The organism is Prevotella sp. ICM33, from assembly GCF_000517825.1.
Classification (GTDB): domain Bacteria; phylum Bacteroidota; class Bacteroidia; order Bacteroidales; family Bacteroidaceae; genus Prevotella; species Prevotella melaninogenica.
Window position 1 is genome coordinate 152,341 of sequence record NZ_JACD01000071.1, and the last position, 17,872, is coordinate 170,212.

The window sequence follows — 17,872 nt, forward strand, 5'->3', positions numbered from 1 at the left end:
TATATAAACATGATACACATGCGCCCGTTTACGCCTTTCGAGACGGAAAATTTCAAGTTCATTGCAAACTTAGGCATTAGCTACACTACCTTTCAAACCTATTGGACTTCTTTAGATAAAGGGTATTTTGATGCTATTGCACCTATGCGTGTCTATTTTCAAGAAGAGGGTATCCATGATTATGCTCTTCAAGGACAAGGGCAACTGAACAAGGTTTATCGTGAAGCCTTTTTGCTGACCGAATCTGAATGCATTTCTGCAAAAGCATCACTTTACAGACCTATGACTAAGAAGGGCGATCCACGTATTTGGTTTTCAAGACTCCACAATTACACTTCTCCCAATGATATTTTTGCACTTTTCCATATGGGAGAATGCTTGTATATCATTAATGTCACACAAACCAATATATCTAAATGCTATAATAGCGCAACAGGAAATCCCATTAAAGAAATTCTATCAACACTGCACAAGCAGTCTATGGAAGTGTCGCAAGACTTGCTTAATAAGTTCTATCAGCTATATGACAATGGTCATTGGTATCAATCAGAAGTACAAGACGATACCGGAATAGGAAGAGCCGTTGAAACACTTCTCGGAATTTCAATGAATAGTAGCAAAGATGCCGACTATAAAGGAATTGAATTGAAAAGTAAACGCTTGCAACGGTCAGCCAACAAAAACGGACTTTTCTCTCAAGTACCCGATTGGAAAAACAGTAAATACAAAAGTGGAAGGGACATAGTACAACAATATGGATATGAGCGTGATGGAGGAAAAACATTACAAATAACCGTACAGGCTAATCGCCCCAATAAACAGTCGCTTATGCTGGATATTACTCATCAGAATGAATTGCTCGAAATGCTTGCACATAATGATGGCGTAACAACTGATCACATAGTAGAATGGCAGCTCACGGCACTGCACAACCGATTGAAGACAAAACATAAAGAAACGTTTTGGGTATCTGTTGACAATCAAATCATTGATGGTAAAGAACATTTCCGATATTCGTATATAGAGCATACCCGCAACCCCAATACGGCTGAGTTTGATAATCTGATAATGCAACAGTTTATTTCACTCGAATTACTACTCTGTCGTCCCAGTGGGCGAGGTGATACATGGAACTTTAAGATAAAAGACCAAGCCATGCCTCTACTCTTCCCTGAATCTCTACTTTACAAACTTGACCCCGATGCCATACCGCATAGAGGTCCGTTACCAAAAAACTCTTTATAGGTATTGGAATAAATACCACCATATTATATAAATAAAACAACTGTGGCTTGCACCCTTTCGTGCAAGCCACTGTTTAAATCCTTTTATAGTGTTGATGGTGCGGTGGGGGCATCCATCAGCACTTTTATTTCACACCGCAAAATTAACCCAAGTTTAACACCTAATCATTATATAATCTTTCTGTTATCGCACTTTAGCAGTTTTGGCTATGGACCCTGTGTCCTACATTTTTTATTTTTCTAAATGGTGCATATTTCAATTTATCGTATATAGCCGTTGCTTGTTTTAAGGGAGACTGCATTATCGCATCTGACTGCTTTCCCTTTGACCTACCGAACCTTGCCTTCTTGCTATCACGCTTGCTCCCCACAAAGTAGAAGTTAGTCAAATTAAAGAAATTCAGCTTGTTATCTATATTGAGCAGATTATTAATAACATTGCATAAATGACATTCAATCTACTCTTTGAGTTCAAAGAACTTGCCCGTTAAACATGGATCTGAAACTTGCTGTCACTCCTTTCACAACAAACCGCATTGTAAGTGACTTATTATAAACCATTTATCAAAAATGTTAAAAATGACAGCAAATAAAAACAAAAATAAAATAGGGGAAATAAGAATACAAAAATCCTCTCTATGACTGCTAATTGGTGTGACATATCTCCGAAGGCATCTCCCCTTGATATGCCGTCTATACTAAACCGTCTAACTGCTTCTTAAGTTCTTTCAGCTGGTCGCGCACAGAGAAAAGGGTTTCCATTACCTTCTGACTCTTGTCAGCACCACTTCTGTTCTCCTGCAACATCTTGCGAGCTGCAGCAATCTTAAAGCCACGCACCTTGACAAGGTTGTAAATAACCTTGATTTGTTCAATGTCCTTCTCCGTATATTGGCGTACACGATTACCCGTCGTCTTAGGACGAAGGTGTGGAAACTCAGTTTCCCAGTATCGCAACAGACTCTCCGTAACGTTAATCTGCTGTGCCACTTCCTTGATAGAATAATACAGTTTGCGTGGATTCTCTGCCATGTCTTAGTAACTTTTATATCAATTATTTACACAATCTTAGGTCTGAATAGGAAGACTATGTCCACCTCTAAAAGAAGTTTTTACGTATTCAGCAGCCTAATTGTTTGCAAAAATACTCAAAAGTCAGTATCTTTGCAACACTTTTAGGTAGAAAAATTGAATTAAAATAAAATAAAGATGATGACAGCAAACGAAATCCGCGACTCTTACTTGAAATTCTTCGAGTCGAAGGGACACGTTATCGTACCGTCTGCCCCTATGGTTATTAAGGACGACCCTACGCTGATGTTCACTAATGCTGGTATGAACCAGTGGAAAGATATTATCCTCGGAACAAAGGATCCAGAGCCTCGCCGCCGCACTGACTCACAGAAATGTCTGCGTGTTAGTGGTAAGCACAATGACTTGGAAGAGGTTGGTCGTGATGCAGCTCTCAGCCACCACACGATGTTTGAGATGTTAGGTAATTGGAGTTTCGGTGACTATTTTAAAGAAGGAGCAATTGATTACGCCTACGAATACCTTGTAGACGTACTCCACCTTGATCCAAAAGACCTTTATGTAACGGTTTTTGAGGGTGATAAGGCAGAGGGAATATCACGTGATGATGAGGCAGCAAGCTACTGGGAGAAGCATTTCCCAAAGAATCATATCGTCAACGGAAACAAGCACGACAACTTCTGGGAGATGGGTGACACAGGTCCTTGTGGTCCTTGTTCAGAGATTCATATTGACTTCCGTTCAGAGGAAGAGAAGGCAAAGGTGCCTGGTGAGGAACTTGTAAACAAGGATCATCCACAGGTTATTGAAATTTGGAATATTGTGTTCATGCAGTTTAATCGTAAGGCTGACGGCAGTCTTGACCCATTGAAGATGCATGTTATCGATACTGGCATGGGCTTTGAACGTCTCGTTCGTCTCATGCAGGGCAAGAACTCTAACTACGATACAGATATCTTTGCACCAGTTATTGCAGAGATTGAGAAGATTTCAGGCAAGAAGTATAACCACACCTTCCCTGAGGGTGATAATGGTGAAGGCATCAATGAAGAGCAGAAGGTAGACATTGCTATGCGTGTTGTAGCCGATCACCTTCGTGCTGTTGCCTTCTCTATTGCTGACGGTCAGTTACCAAGCAATGCAAAAGCAGGTTACGTTATTCGTCGAATCCTTCGCCGTGCCGTTCGTTACGCTTATACTTTCCTTGGTCAGAAGGAAGCGTTCATGTATAAGTTGCTCAACGTGTTGGTACGTGAGATGGGTACTGCATATCCAGAACTTACCGCACAGCGTGAACTGATTGGTCGCGTAATGAAGGAAGAGGAAGACTCATTCCTTCGCACATTGGAAAAGGGTATCATGCTCCTTAACGGTGCTATGGACGAGCTGAAGGCACATGGCCAGACCCAACTCGATGGTAAGGAGGCTTTCCGCCTCTTCGATACCTACGGTTTCCCACTTGACCTCACCGAACTTATCTGCGCAGAGAACGGATATACCGTTGACGAGAAGCAGTTCAACGAGGAGATGGAACAGCAGAAAGCACGTGCGCGCAATGCTGCCGCTGTAGAGAATGGTGACTGGGAAGTACTGCGTGAAGGCGAACAGGAGTTTGTTGGTTACGACTACACAGAATATGAGTGTCATATCCTCCGTTACCGCAAGGTGACTCAGAAGAAGAACAGTTTCTATGAACTTGTACTCGACTATACTCCTTTCTATGGTGAGATGGGTGGTCAGGTAGGTGACCAAGGTGTACTTGTTAGCGAGGACGAAACTATTAATGTCATCGATACCAAGCGTGAGAACAATCAGAGCGTACACATTGTTAAGGAATTACCAAAGAACCTTGAGGCAGACTTCATGGCTTGTATTGATACAGAGAAGCGTGATGCTTCAGCTGCCAACCACACCGCAACTCACCTTCTCGACTATGCTTTGAAGCAGGTTCTCGGTGAGCATGCTGAGCAGAAGGGTTCATACGTAAGTCCTGACACCCTCCGCTTCGATGTTTCTCACTTCCAGAAGATTACTGATGAAGAACTTCGTCAGGTAGAGAAGCTTGTCAATGAGATGATTCGTAAGGATTATCCAATGGACGAGCATCGTGATACGCCAATGGAGGAGGCAAAGAAGATGGGTGCCGTAGCCCTCTTCGGTGAGAAGTATGGCGACAAGGTTCGTGTTGTTCGCTTCGGTCCAAGCTGTGAGTTCTGTGGTGGTATTCATGCCACATCAACAGGTCGTATCGGCTTCTTTAAGATTGTTGGCGAGAGCAGTGTAGCAGCTGGTGTACGCCGCATCGAGGCTATGACAGGTGAAACTTGTGAGAACGCCATCTACGCTCTTGAAGATACTTTGCGTGATTTGAAATCAATGTTCAACAATGCGAAGGACCTCAAAGCAGTTCTTACAAAGTTTGTTGAAGAGAACGACAGTATTAAGAAGGAGCTTGAGAGTTTCCGTGCCCAAGCTGTTAGCCGTGCTGCAAAGAACATGGTTGAGCATGCTGAGACCGTAAATGGCGTGCATGTCGTAAAAACCGTGCTACCAATCGACCCAGCTTCTGCCAAGGACATCGTCTTCAAGGTACGTGAAGCATTGCCAGAGAAGCTTGTTTGCGTACTCGGCTCTGTATACGAGAATCGTCCTCTCTTATCAATCATGCTCAGTGATGACATGGTGAAAGATTATGACCTGAACGCTGGTAAGATTATTCGCGAGGCTGCTAAACTCATCCAGGGTGGCGGTGGTGGTCAGCCACACTACGCTCAGGCTGGTGGTAAGAATGCAGATAGCATCAGATCAGCTGTGGATAAAGTGATTGAATTAATTAGCTTATAAAGCTATTAGATACAAAGAATAAGGAGAGCCAAAAGCTCTCCTTATTTTTTATTTATCTATTCATCACGAATTATTTTCATGAAAAGAAATAATTATTTACGCGACAATAAATATTTTTATTCATGAAAAGAATTCTTTTTGTTCGTGAAAATAATTCGAAATAGATAGGCTTATTTGACTAAAACAAATGTATAACTTTACTAATACACATGGTTTCAAGCAGTCTACTTATTCATAAGTTTGCTCACTTACAAACTCATTTTCAGGTTCATTTGACAGCTCATAAACCTGCCTACCCGATAGTTTTTCGACCATAATCCTCGCCGCATTATCTGGTGCCACCTCGTTTCCTAAACGGTCACGAACAAGCTGGTAATCCGCCAACATACGTTCACGCGAAGGCTGACCAGGAAGAATACGATATAACTCATTGGCAATGTTGCGAATAGAGAAGCGATCGGCAAGTAGTTCTTGCACAATTTCTTTATCAGCAATAAGATTGACAAGAGAGATAAAACGCACTTTGATAATATGCTTAAAAGCAAAACGAATCAACTTTGGAACTGGCGTCTCGTAGCAGACAACCTGTGGAACATTCAGCAAAGCTGTCTCAAGCGTCGCGGTACCACTGGTAACGAGTGCTACTGTAGCATGACTCAGAAGTTCGTAAGTCTGTGTCTTTACCATCTTTGCTTCACTATCACCTAAAAACTTCTTATAATAGCTTTCTGTGATAGAAGGTGCTGCAGCAACCACCATCTGATAATCCTCAAAATGACGTGCAGCCTCCAACATTGAAGGCAAATTATCCTTTATCTCCTGTTTACGACTACCAGCAAGAAGAGCAATGATAGGCTTAGAAGACAATCCGTTACGCTGACAGAACTCGTCTTTTGACTCCGAATAAACATGACGGAAATTATCAACCTCCTCGGCAGTAGGGTTACCAACGTAATGTATTTTGTAATTATGTTTCTTCTCATAGAAAGGAACTTCAAACGGAAGAATAGAGAACATTTCTTTTACATCACGCTTGATAGCTTTGATACGCCACTCCTTCCATGCCCATATCTTTGGGGAGATATAGTAATAGACAGGAATATTGGTATTCTTCTTTACAAACTTTGCAATACTAAGATTAAACCCTGGATAGTCAACGAGGATGACCGCATCAGGCTTCCAACGCATAATATCCTCCTTACACATCTTCATATTCTTAAAGATGGTAGGTAGGTGTAGCAATACAGGAACGAACCCCATATAGGCAAGTTCACGATAATGCTTCACACGTGTACCGCCCACTTTCGCCATCAGGTCACCACCAAAGAAGCGAAACTCAGCCTCTGGATCATACTGCATCAACGACTGCATAAGGCGTGAGGCATGTAAGTCGCCAGATGCTTCACCAACTATCAGGTAATACTTCATAATATCAAAGAATTAAAGAGATTCCCACGATTTCATCTTGTCGATCACTTCATAATCCGTCACATCAATCTTCGATGGCGTAACAGTTACATATCCATGCGCCAATGCCCACTGGTCATTATCGGTTGCATCAGGCTCATCGTTGCGATAATGTCCTGTCATCCAATAATAATCAAAGCCACGAGGATGCTTGTAAACCTCAACCTCTCTTGTCCAACTACCCCAACCCATACGGCACACCTTCAGTCCTGCAAACTTCTCAACCTTAGGGAAGTTCACATTTAGGCAGACACCTTTTGGCAGACCATCAGCAAGAACTTTCTTGACAATAAGTCTTACATAATCACGTAGGTAAGAAAGGTCAGCATTTGGATCGTAATCACAACTTGAAAAAGCGATAGAAGGGATATATTTCATACAACCCTCATACGCTATACCCATCGTACCACTGTAATGATTATTCACAGAGGAATTATCTCCATGATTGATACCTCCCAAAATAAGGTCAGGCTTTCGGTCAACAAGAATCTGGTCTAACGCCAACTTCACACAGTCGACAGGCGTACCTGTACATGACCACACCTCACAGTCAGGAATATTATGACGCTTCTTCAACAATAGATAATCAACCACAGAAAAAGCACACGAAAAGCCCGAACGTCCTGCTTCAGGAGCACAGACAACAACATCTGCAAAATCTGTAAGGAATGAAACGAGCGTACGAATACCATTAGAGTGGTATCCATCATCGTTAGATATAAGTATGAGTGGTTTCTTAGAATTCATAAATTTCACTTTGATTTCAGTGCAAAAGTACGAAAAAAGGTTTATAAAGCCCTGCAATCTCATATAAAATATGTATCTTTGTAGCCTAATAAATGTATAGGATTAAATAGAAAAATGGGAAAGATTATCGCACTTGCCAACCAAAAAGGCGGCGTTGGAAAGACGACTACCACCATTAACTTGGCGGCTTCTTTAGCTACGCTTGAGAAGTCTGTACTGGTGATTGATGCCGATCCGCAGGCGAATGCCTCCAGCGGTTTGGGCGTGGATATCAAAGAGGTGGATTGTTCGCTTTACGAATGTATCATTGACCATGCCGACATAAAAGACGCTATCTACACAACTGACATAGAAGGATTGGACATTGTTCCGAGCCATATCGACCTTGTTGGAGCTGAAATAGAGATGTTAAAGCTTAATGGTCGTGAGAAGGTTATGAGCAGTTTGCTTGCTCCAATCCGTGACGATTACGATTACATTCTTATAGACTGTAGTCCGTCACTCGGTTTGATTACTGTCAATGCATTAACAGCAGCTGACTCTGTCATCATTCCTGTGCAGTGTGAATACTTTGCATTGGAGGGTATCAGCAAGTTGTTGAACACCATTAAGATTATCAAGAGTAAGCTAAATCCGAAGTTGGAGATAGAGGGATTCCTGCTGACGATGTACGACAGTCGTCTGCGTCTTGCCCGTCAGATTTACGATGAGGTGAAGCGCCACTTCCAAGAGTTAGTATTCAAGGCTGTTATCCAGCGTAACGTGAAACTCTCTGAGAGTCCGAGTCATGGTTTACCAGTTATCCTCTATGATGCTGACTCTACGGGTGCAAAGAATCATCTTAGCCTTGCAAAGGAAATCATTGAAAAGAATAAGAAATAAAAAAGGGAAAGATACGGAGTGTAAAGGTATGCTTTGAGACTCACGGATATATCGTTTTCTGGTTGTAGAACTAATGTTTTTATCACAGATATATTAGCTGTTGGAAATAAAGAAACTAAGAACTGGAAACGAAGAACATCGTAATATCGGGCAAAACAACCGCTAACTCCACCAAACTCCTTAACTCCATTAACTCCCAAACAAAGACTATGGCTGTACAAAAGAAATATAATCGAAACGCAAAGACCAATGCCCTCGGCCGTGGTCTGGATGCCTTAATATCTACTGAAGCTGTCAGTACACAAGGAAGTTCTACCATCAACGAGGTTGCCTTAGACCAGATTGAAGCGAATCCTAACCAACCGCGTCGAGAATTCGACCCTGTTGCGTTGGAAGAGTTGGCGAATAGTATCCGTGAGTTAGGACTCGTTCAGCCAATAACTTTACGTCAGGTAGACGAGAACCGTTTCCAGATTATTGCTGGTGAGCGCCGTTGGCGTGCCAGTCAATTGGCAGGCTTGAAAGCTGTTCCAGCCTATATCCGTACGATTAAGGACGAGAATGTAATGGAGTTGGCGCTGGTTGAAAACATCCAGCGTGAGGACTTGAATGCGATTGAGATTGCTTTGGCTTACGAACATCTGCTTGAAAAGAGCGGAATGACACAGGAGCGTGTAGCAGAGCGTGTGGGTAAGAGCCGTGCTGCTATTGCTAACTACCTTCGTTTGTTGAAGCTTCCTGCATTGGTACAGATGGGTCTGCAAAAGAAAGAAATAGACATGGGACATGCCCGTGCATTGCTTTCTTTGGATAGTCCTTCACTGCAATTGAAACTCTATCGTGAGATTTTAAAGAACGGATATAGTGTTCGTAAGGTTGAAGAACTGTGTCAGCAACTCAATAACGGAGAAGATATCCAAAGTGCAAAGAAGAAGATTTCTGCTCGAACTCGCCTTCCAGAGGAGTTTAATATCCTCAAGCAGCGACTCTCATCATTCTTCGATACGAAGGTACAGATGAGTTGTAACGCTGATGGAAAGGGTAAGATTAGTATTCCGTTTGCATCAGAAGAGGAATTACTTCACATCATGGAAGTGATGGATAAGATGAAGTAATACTTCCCATACGGAAAGATTAAGGTATTAGTAAGTATAAGATAAGCAAGTATTCTGGTTTAGAAAGACGATTCACAAGCATTAGGAAGCCTCAACAAATGGCTGACTACAAAGCAAAGAATAAGTAACAAACCTTCAAACCAGTAACTTAAGCAAGATAAAGGGTAGTGATGAAGATGAAGAATAGAATCCTCAAAGGACTGTTGATAGCCGGAATGCTCACCAGTGTTACGGTCATGCAGGCACAAGATCTGCCCCATGACACGTTAAAGGTTATGTATCCAGGAGACTCTACAGTCGTTGAGATACCGAGTTCGCAGGATAAATATATAGAAGAGAAGGCAATCCTCACACCAGATGATGAGGGAAAACTCACTTCTGTTCTGCGAAAGGATAGTATCAGCATGGTGAAGAAACAGGGACGAGACTGGTCTAAGTGGCGCCCTAATCCTAAGCGTGCTTTGTGGCTTGCACTCGTCATCCCTGGTGCTGGACAGGTCTACAACCGTAAGTACTGGAAACTACCAATCTTCTACGGAGGCTTTGTAGGCTGTATCTATGCTATGACATGGAACAACCAGATGTACCATGATTATGCGCAGGCTTATATGGACATCATGGATAATGACCCAACAACGCAGAGTTATAATAACTTCCTACACCTCGGAGCTACTATCACCTCTGCCAATGAAGAGCGTTATAAGAACATCTTCAAACAGCGCAAGGATCGCTACCGCAGATGGCGTGACCTAAGTATCTTTACTACTATTGCGGTTTATGCCTTGTCAGTTATTGATGCATACGTAGACGCTTCCTTATCCGACTTTGACATATCAGATGACCTCTCACTGCATATTGCACCAACGGTCATATCAAATAAGAGTATCGCTACACCTAACAACCCTTTCCGTTCATCGGCAATAGGTATTGGATGTAGTCTGACATTCTAAGCAGCAGCGTACTGTATTTGCGCTAACTAAATCAGAAATAATGAGTAGAAAGAGATATATTGTTTCCTTCCTTATTACAATGGGAGCAACCTGTGGAATCTATGCACAACAGCAAACTGTCGTTGATAATCGTGGTAAAGCTGTGAATGTGATGATTCCTGATGCATCAAAGACGATGGCAGGATATGTTGATGTAGACTATGTAGATGATAAGTTCTATAATAGTGGCATACAAACAGGGTTTGATAATACACCCTCTACGAATGCAACAGAGCCAGAAAACGGTATGGAAGTCATTGATCGTAAGATGCGCAATCTATCGAATGTGATGACAATGACCTGTAATGAGGAAGTTAAGAAATATATCGATCGCTACACAAAGGCAGGACGCCAATCAACTTCTTACCTCTTGGGACGTGCACGTTATTACAACCCTATCTTTGAAGAAGCACTGCGTTTCTATGGTTTACCATTAGAACTGAAGTATCTTCCTGTGATAGAGTCGGGCTTAAACCCTAATGCTACCTCACGTGTGGGAGCAGCAGGACTATGGCAATTCATGGCAACAACTGGTAAACAATATGACCTTCAGATTGACAGTTATATTGATGAACGCCGCGACCCAGAGAAGTCTTCCTACGCTGCAGCACGTATGCTGAGCGACCTTTACAAACGATTTGGCGACTGGACATTGGCACTTGCTGCCTATAACTGTGGACCGGGACGTGTTAGCAGTGCTATCACAAAGGCTGGTGGTGGTGCTGACTTCTGGGCTGTCTATCAGCATTTACCAAAGGAGACACGCGGCTATGTTCCCGCTTTCATCGCAGCAAATTATGTGATGAACTACTATGCTGATTACAACATCACACCTCTGTCAACAGGTCTGCCTAACTGCTGCGACACGATTGTCATAGAGAAGGACGTTACACTTGCCAAGATTGCCAACGTATTAGGTATGAATGTGGACGATTTGAAAGTACTTAACCCACAGTATCGACAGGGTTTAATCAAGGCTTTTGCTACCAATGGTGTTGCTAAGCTACGCCTACCTTCTGAAATGATTGAGAAGTTCAAAGGTTACAAAGATCAGATTTACCAAAACCAAACACCAAACGAAGAACCAAGCATGACTATCGCGGCTACTAATACAAGCCAAGGAACCATGCCATACTAACAAGATTCTTTTACCTTATTATATATAAAGGGAGGATGCACAATGGACAAGGACAATATTGAAGTTAAGGAGATTGACTATGAGAAGATGGTAGATGATGCATTTCAGCATCTCATTGATACCTATCTCGCTTCACGTCATCGAAAGAAGGTTGATATCATTACCAAGGCTTTCAATTTCGCACGACAAGCGCATAAGGGTGTGCGCCGACTCTCGGGCGAACCTTATATCATGCACCCTATTGCCGTTGCCCAAATTGCTTGTGAAGAGATGGGACTCGGAGCAACGAGTATCTGTGCAGCCCTTTTACATGATGTCGTAGAAGATACCGACTATACAGTGGAAGATATGGAAAATATCTTCGGTCCTAAGATTGCACAAATCGTTGACGGACTAACCAAGATTTCTGGTGGTATCTTTGGCGAACAGGCTTCAGCACAAGCTGAGAATTTCAAGAAGCTTTTGCTTACTATGAGCGACGACATTCGTGTTATCCTTATCAAGATATGCGACCGTCTGCATAACATGCGTACTCTTGCTTCTCAGCCTGCCAGCAAACAGTATAAGATTGCAGGTGAAACGCTCTATATCTATGCACCACTTGCAAACCGATTGGGACTAAATAAGATTAAGACAGAACTGGAAGATCTTAGTTTCCGCTACGAACATCCTGACGCATACGCCTCTATTGAGAAGAAACTCGCTTCAACACAGGCGCAGCGTGACACCCTCTTTGAACAATTCACAGCACCTATCCGTGCCGAACTTGACAAGATGGGCTTTGAATATGAACTTAAAGCACGTGTAAAGAGTCCTTATTCTATTTGGAATAAGATGCAGAACAAACACGTTACTTTTGAAGAAATATACGATATCCTTGCCGTACGTATCATCTATAAACCGAAGTCACCTGATGAGGAAATCAACAACTGTTTCCAAATTTATGTGGCTATCAGTCAGATTTATAAGAGTCATCCTGACCGTCTGCGCGACTGGGTGAACCATCCTAAGGCTAATGGTTATCAGGCATTGCACGTAACTCTCATGTCTGCTAAGGGCCGTTGGATTGAGGTGCAGATACGTTCTGAACACATGAACGAATTAGCTGAACAGGGCTTTGCTGCACATTGGAAATATAAGGATGGCGGTGAGATTACTGAGGATGAGGGCGAATTGAACGAGTGGCTCAGTACGATAAAAGAGATTCTCGACGACCCACAGCCAGATGCTATGGACTTCCTCGATGCTATTAAACTCAATCTCTTTGCCTCTGAAATCTTCGTCTTTACACCAAAGGGAGAGATTAAGACGATGCCAGCAGGTTGTACGGCACTCGACTTTGCTTTCCAAATCCACACCTTCCTCGGTAGCCATTGTATCGGTGCAAAGGTCAATCATAAGCTTGTCCCATTGAGCCACAAACTCCAAAGTGGTGACCAGGTAGAGATTCTGACTTCGATGTCGCAACACGTCAATCCTTCATGGATTAACTTTGTGTCTACAGCGAAGGCTAAGGCAAAGATACAAGCTATCTTGCGACGTGAGAGCCGTGAGTTGCAAAAGGCAGGTGAAGAGCAGCTGTCGAAGTGGCTAAAGGCACACGACCTTGAGATGACAACTGCTACCTTAGATAAGCTTTGCGAACTACACGACCTTCGTAAGCATGACAGCCTTTTCCTTGCCGTTGGAGACAAGACCGTTATCCTTGGCGACACTGATTTGAATGAACTTCGTGGGAAGTCAAAGTCAGAGAAGACTGTTACCTCACGTGGTTGGCGTCGATACGTTCCTTTCTTGAAGTCGAATGACAAGAAGACAACAGAGTCTGTAGAGGCTAAGGACATAGAATGTACTGAAGGCTTAATCGTTGTAACCAAAGAACTCAACAGAAAGAAGCCTATCTTCATCAACGAAGAAAACATACATCGCTATCTCTTCCCACACTGCTGCCATGCTATCCCAGGTGATGATGTCCTCGGATATATTGACAATAAAAACCATATCGAGATTCATAAGCGTGCCTGTCCAGTAGCTGCAAAGCTAAAAGCAAGCTATGGTGGTAGAATCTTGGATGCCAAATGGGATATGCACCGTCGATTGTTCTTCGATGCAACGATTGAGATTCGTGGTATTGACCGTAGTGGTATGCTGCACGACATCTCTGATGTTCTCTCCGACCAGTTGGGTGTTAATATCCGTAAGATAACAATTTCCAGCGATAATGGAATCTTTGACGGAACGATTGAGATGCAAGTCCACGACCGCAAGGATGTACAGTTTATCGTTGAAAATATGAAGAATATTAAGGATGTACAAGAGGTCTTAGAGATTCTTTAGTCCTCTAAAGAACTATCTAACCTCAAGATAAAGCGTCCTTCCAATCTACCGAGTGACAAAGCCCCCAACAAGACTAAAACGATTACACAGCTTACAAGAATAGTTTTATTTTAAGTTGCTGTCATTTTTAACATTTCATGTAACTACACTGTAAACTAATCAGTTAGGACACAACATTGGATGACAGAAATGACAGCAAAATTTATTTTAGGAAAAGTACTATATAATCGGCACTCTGAAACAGAGCGTGTGGTGAGCCTCTAATTATTACGAATCTACCAAAAGGGTTAGGAGAATATCAAGAGCTATGCAATAGGTTATATCACTCGAGAAATTAGAAAATCCTATAAGCTTTATCCGATATATGGAGTGATAAAGCTTACTTCTGCAAGAGGAACTTCAATATAACAGATACAATTTCTTAGCAAACGTGCGGAGGCTCCGCACGCATGGTGCGGACGGTAAACACCAGTAGTGCGGAGGCTTAACACCACTCTTTTAGGCGGTTTATAACCTTACAAAAATATACTACTCATAAAGTATTAGATATCGTTTCTTCTCACACATTGGGCTGCCCCTTATCATTCCATATATCAGAAGGAGCTTATCTAATATGATAAAATCAATTTCTATTCATAAAGAAAAGCAAATAAATACCTATTTTTGAGTATTGTAGAGTTTGTTAAATCGTCTTATCTTTGCAAGTCATGGACTTCACGAATAGGATAATAGCGTCTATTGTATTTTGCGGACTAAGTATCAATGGAATTGCACAAACACTGACAGGTTGTGTTGTTGGCAAAGATGATCGTAAGCCTATAGCCTACGCATCAGTCACATTGAAGGAAAATCGCTTGTACGCTTTTACGGACGAAAAAGGTTGTTTCACGATAAAAAACGTACCGAAAGGAAAGTGTACTGCAGTTATCTCCTGCCTTGGTTACGCAGAACAAACAGTAGTTGTCACCATTAATAATGATGGTGCCACGCTCAACGTGCGCCTTGCCGAAGACAATCTTCAGCTCGATGAAGTACAGGTTGTTGCGCATCGAAAGAAAGACGAGATAACAACCTCTTACACCATTGACCGTAAGACGTTGGACAATCAACAGATAATGACTTTGGGCGATATTGCCCAACTCCTGCCGGGCGGTAAGAGTGTGAACCCTTCTTTGATGAATGATAGCAAATTGACTTTGCGTAGCGGTTCATCAGAGCGAGGCAATGCGTCGTTTGGTACAGCCATTGAAGTGGATGGTGTTCGTCTGAACAATAATGCTATGATGGGTGAAACAGCTGGTGTGAGCACACGGGGGGTAAGTGCTTCTAACATTGAAAGTGTGGAGGTAGTACCCGGTATTGCCTCTGTAGAATACGGCGACCTCACCAATGGTGTAGTAAAAGTGAAGACACGTAGAGGCAGTTCACCTTTCATCTTGGAAGGAAGTATCAACCAACACACCCGCCAGATAGCCCTTCACAAAGGATTAGACTTAGGCAAGAACGCTGGACTTATCAACTTCTCCCTTGAGCATGCACGCTCTTTCTCGGACGCAGCATCGCCTTACACTGCTTATCAGCGCAATGTGCTATCGTTGCACTATATGAATGTCTTTATGAAAAAGACACAACCTCTGACGTTGGATATAGGGCTGAATGGTGGTGTGGGAGGCTATGATTCGAAGGCTGATCCAGACCGCAACTTGGACAGTTATTATAAGGTTAAGGACAATAATGTGGGTGGTAATGTGCGCCTTGACTGGTTATTGAACAAGTCATGGATAACCAATCTTAATTTTACAGCAGCCTTCACCTACGCTGACAAACGCTCAGAAAGCTACAGCAACGAAAGCAGTAGTTCTACACAACCTTATATCCACACCTTGACGGAAGGATATAACATTGCAGAAGACTACGATAAGAACCCTTCTGCCAACATCATTCTTGGTCCTACAGGCTATTGGTATCTGCGTGGTTTTGGCGATTCCAAGCCGTTAACCTATAGCTTGAAGCTAAAGGCTAATTGGAATAAATCATTTGGAAAGTTCCGCAATCGCTTACTTGTTGGTGCAGAATGGACAAGCAGTAGGAATAAGGGAAAGGGTACACACTACGAAGATATGCGCTACGCACCGACATGGCGTGAATATCGTTTTGATGCCCTACCCGCTTTGAACAATATGGCACTCTATGCCGAGGATAAGCTCTCAATGGCTATTAACACCAAACAGAATGTTGAACTGACAGCAGGTGTGCGTGAGGATATCACCTCGATTCCAGGCTCAGAATATGGAACAGTGGGTAGTCTTTCGCCACGACTGAATATGCGTTATATGCTTCGTTTCGGACAAGATAGTTGGGTGAACAGTCTTAGCTTGCACTCAGGATGGGGAAAGAGCGTGAAACTTCCGAGTTTCCAAGTACTCTACCCTTCTCCATCTTATCGTGATATGTTGGCATTCTCATCTACCAGTGATGCTAATAATCGCTCTTATTATGCCTATTACACTCACCCTTCAAAGGCACGATACAATGCTAACTTGAAATGGCAATATGCCAACCAGTGGGATTTAGGTGTGGAGATGAGAACGAAGATAGCAGACATCAACCTTTCATTCTTCCATAGTAAGACTTTCAATCCTTACATGGCAACAAACACTTACACACCTTTCACCTATAAGTACACATCACCTGCTAAACTTCAAGCGAGCGGTATTGCTACGGCTAATCGACTCTTTACGATTGACCCACAGACAGGTATTGTGACGGTAAGTGATGCCAGTGGCGTGAAAGCCCCAGTCGCTCTCGGTTATGACGAACGTAACACCTACGTCACCAACACAAAATATGTGAATGCTGACCCATTGAGTCGCTATGGCTTAGAATGGATTGTAGACTTCAAACAGATTAAGGTGCTCCGAACACAGGTACGTGTTGATGGTAAGTATTATCATTATAAGGCACAGGACGAAACGCTCTTTGCGGATGTTCCAGTAGGTCTGAATACACGTCAGTCTGACGGTAAACTCTATCAATATATTGGTTATTACCGTGGTGGTGCAGCTACATCAACCAACTATACCGCCAATGCTTCAGCCTCAAACGGTTCGGTTAGTGGGCAAGTGGATATGAATGTCACACTGACGACACATATACCAAAGATTCGACTTATCGTAGCTTTGCGTTTGGAAAGTTCACTCTATACTTACAGCAGAGCTACCAGTAGTCGCGGATATGTTGTGAATAGTGGCAATGAATACTTTGGTGAGGCATACAATGGTAAGACAGAGAATCAGACAGTTATCGTCTATCCTGAGTATTACAGCACATGGGATGCACCAGAGACATTGGTTCCTTTTGCAGAGAAATTGCGTTGGGCAGCAACGAACGACAGAGGGTTATACAACGACTTAGCACAATTGGTTGTACGAACAAACTACCCTTACACATTGAATCCGAATAAGTTGAGTGCGTTCTGGTCGGCTAACTTGAGTGTAACAAAGGAAATTGGCAAACACGTATCTATATCGTTTTACGCCAATAACTTCTTCAACACGCTTGCTCAGGTACACTCATCACAAACAGGACTTGAGACAAGTCTCTTTGGTAGTGGATATGTTCCGAGCTTCTATTATGGACTTTCATTAAGATTGAAGATATAATGAGAAAGATATTTTGTTTACTTGCAGTATGCGTGATGACGCTGTTAGTTTCATGTGCTGACTATGATGAAGGACTTGATGTAGTCAACTTTGATGTGAAGTTAGAGTTTCCAAGCACATACGATGGCTCGTATGAAGGCTTACGTGTAGAGTTACAAGATGCCGTGGCAAGCACCTTCGTTGATAGTACAGACGCTGAGGGAGTGGCTCACTTCAGTGTTCCCTCAGGCTTGTATAAGGTCAGCAGTTCAGCAAGAAAGGAAACTGTGGACTACCGTTACTTCTTCAATGGTGCCAAGTCGCAGATAGTTGTTTCCATAGACTCTCCTCGCGTGGTAACCCTACCATTAGTAATGTCGAAGAAACGTATCGTGAATTAAAAGAGAAATAAAGATAGTATAAATTAAAAACAATG

12 protein-coding genes are annotated in these 17,872 nt (G+C 42.6%); 9 read left to right on the forward strand and 3 right to left on the reverse strand.

The window, feature by feature from the left end:
* The first annotated feature begins 18 nt into the window (after positions 1-18).
* Positions 19-1,245, forward strand: a complete 1,227-nt coding sequence (locus HMPREF1505_RS08530) for an MvaI/BcnI family restriction endonuclease (RefSeq protein ID WP_197017518.1) — start codon at positions 19-21, stop codon at positions 1,243-1,245.
* A gap of 692 nt (positions 1,246-1,937) precedes the next feature.
* Here HMPREF1505_RS08530 and HMPREF1505_RS08535 read toward each other — a convergent pair.
* Entirely contained in the window at positions 1,938-2,276 is a 339-nt protein-coding gene (locus HMPREF1505_RS08535) for a MerR family transcriptional regulator (RefSeq protein WP_004360810.1), read from the reverse strand.
* A 177-nt stretch (positions 2,277-2,453) separates the two neighbouring features.
* On the opposite strand from HMPREF1505_RS08535, the gene alaS reads away from it, so the two are divergent.
* Positions 2,454-5,120 carry an alanine--tRNA ligase gene (gene alaS, locus HMPREF1505_RS08540; RefSeq protein WP_036924607.1) on the forward strand — a complete coding sequence of 889 codons (2,667 nt, stop codon included), beginning with the start codon at positions 2,454-2,456 and terminating at the stop codon, positions 5,118-5,120.
* Positions 5,121-5,348: 228 nt separating this feature from the next.
* Here alaS and lpxB read toward each other — a convergent pair whose 3' ends face one another.
* On the reverse strand, positions 5,349-6,548 hold the full coding sequence (lpxB, locus tag HMPREF1505_RS08545; RefSeq protein WP_036924610.1) for a lipid-A-disaccharide synthase: 1,200 nt from the start codon (positions 6,546-6,548) through the stop codon (positions 5,349-5,351).
* Positions 6,549-6,560: 12 nt separating this feature from the next.
* Positions 6,561-7,334 (reverse strand): 5'/3'-nucleotidase SurE, encoded by a 774-nt coding sequence (surE, locus tag HMPREF1505_RS08550; RefSeq protein ID WP_036924612.1) that lies wholly within the window; start codon positions 7,332-7,334, stop codon positions 6,561-6,563.
* A gap of 114 nt (positions 7,335-7,448) precedes the next feature.
* Here surE and HMPREF1505_RS08555 point away from each other — a divergent pair, with 114 nt between their 5' ends.
* The 7 genes from HMPREF1505_RS08555 (at position 7,449) to HMPREF1505_RS08585 (ending at position 17,837) form a co-directional block, all read left to right on the forward strand.
* Positions 7,449-8,216, forward strand: a complete 768-nt coding sequence (locus HMPREF1505_RS08555) for a ParA family protein (RefSeq protein WP_004360806.1) — start codon at positions 7,449-7,451, stop codon at positions 8,214-8,216.
* A gap of 209 nt (positions 8,217-8,425) precedes the next feature.
* Positions 8,426-9,331: a ParB/RepB/Spo0J family partition protein gene (locus HMPREF1505_RS08560; RefSeq protein WP_036924615.1), complete on the forward strand. Its 906-nt coding sequence runs from the start codon at positions 8,426-8,428 to the stop codon at positions 9,329-9,331.
* 170 nt (positions 9,332-9,501) lie between these two features.
* Complete coding sequence (locus HMPREF1505_RS08565; RefSeq protein ID WP_036924618.1) at positions 9,502-10,281, forward strand: DUF5683 domain-containing protein; 780 nt, start codon at positions 9,502-9,504, stop codon at positions 10,279-10,281.
* 40 nt (positions 10,282-10,321) lie between these two features.
* The gene (locus HMPREF1505_RS08570; protein WP_036924621.1) at positions 10,322-11,458 is read left to right on the forward strand and encodes a lytic transglycosylase domain-containing protein; all 1,137 of its coding nucleotides are present in this window, start codon (positions 10,322-10,324) and stop codon (positions 11,456-11,458) included.
* Positions 11,459-11,500: 42 nt separating this feature from the next.
* Positions 11,501-13,795, forward strand: coding sequence for a bifunctional (p)ppGpp synthetase/guanosine-3',5'-bis(diphosphate) 3'-pyrophosphohydrolase (locus HMPREF1505_RS08575; protein ID WP_036924624.1), 2,295 nt, complete (start codon positions 11,501-11,503; stop codon positions 13,793-13,795).
* Positions 13,796-14,502: 707 nt separating this feature from the next.
* Positions 14,503-17,457: a TonB-dependent receptor domain-containing protein gene (locus HMPREF1505_RS08580; RefSeq protein WP_036924627.1), complete on the forward strand. Its 2,955-nt coding sequence runs from the start codon at positions 14,503-14,505 to the stop codon at positions 17,455-17,457.
* Complete coding sequence (locus HMPREF1505_RS08585; RefSeq protein ID WP_036924630.1) at positions 17,457-17,837, forward strand: hypothetical protein; 381 nt, start codon at positions 17,457-17,459, stop codon at positions 17,835-17,837. The genes HMPREF1505_RS08580 and HMPREF1505_RS08585 overlap by 1 nt, the downstream gene beginning before the upstream one ends.
* Positions 17,838-17,872: the final 35 nt, after the last annotated feature.

Coding starts and splice junctions, on each gene's coding strand:
- HMPREF1505_RS08530 (WP_197017518.1), top strand. CDS start 19: ATGCGCCCGTTTACGCCTTTCGAGACGGAAAATTTCAAGTTCATTGCA.
- HMPREF1505_RS08535 (WP_004360810.1), bottom strand. CDS start 2,276: ATGGCAGAGAATCCACGCAAACTGTATTATTCTATCAAGGAAGTGGCA.
- alaS (WP_036924607.1), top strand. CDS start 2,454: ATGATGACAGCAAACGAAATCCGCGACTCTTACTTGAAATTCTTCGAG.
- lpxB (WP_036924610.1), bottom strand. CDS start 6,548: ATGAAGTATTACCTGATAGTTGGTGAAGCATCTGGCGACTTACATGCC.
- surE (WP_036924612.1), bottom strand. CDS start 7,334: ATGAATTCTAAGAAACCACTCATACTTATATCTAACGATGATGGATAC.
- HMPREF1505_RS08555 (WP_004360806.1), top strand. CDS start 7,449: ATGGGAAAGATTATCGCACTTGCCAACCAAAAAGGCGGCGTTGGAAAG.
- HMPREF1505_RS08560 (WP_036924615.1), top strand. CDS start 8,426: ATGGCTGTACAAAAGAAATATAATCGAAACGCAAAGACCAATGCCCTC.
- HMPREF1505_RS08565 (WP_036924618.1), top strand. CDS start 9,502: ATGAAGATGAAGAATAGAATCCTCAAAGGACTGTTGATAGCCGGAATG.
- HMPREF1505_RS08570 (WP_036924621.1), top strand. CDS start 10,322: ATGAGTAGAAAGAGATATATTGTTTCCTTCCTTATTACAATGGGAGCA.
- HMPREF1505_RS08575 (WP_036924624.1), top strand. CDS start 11,501: ATGGACAAGGACAATATTGAAGTTAAGGAGATTGACTATGAGAAGATG.
- HMPREF1505_RS08580 (WP_036924627.1), top strand. CDS start 14,503: ATGGACTTCACGAATAGGATAATAGCGTCTATTGTATTTTGCGGACTA.
- HMPREF1505_RS08585 (WP_036924630.1), top strand. CDS start 17,457: ATGAGAAAGATATTTTGTTTACTTGCAGTATGCGTGATGACGCTGTTA.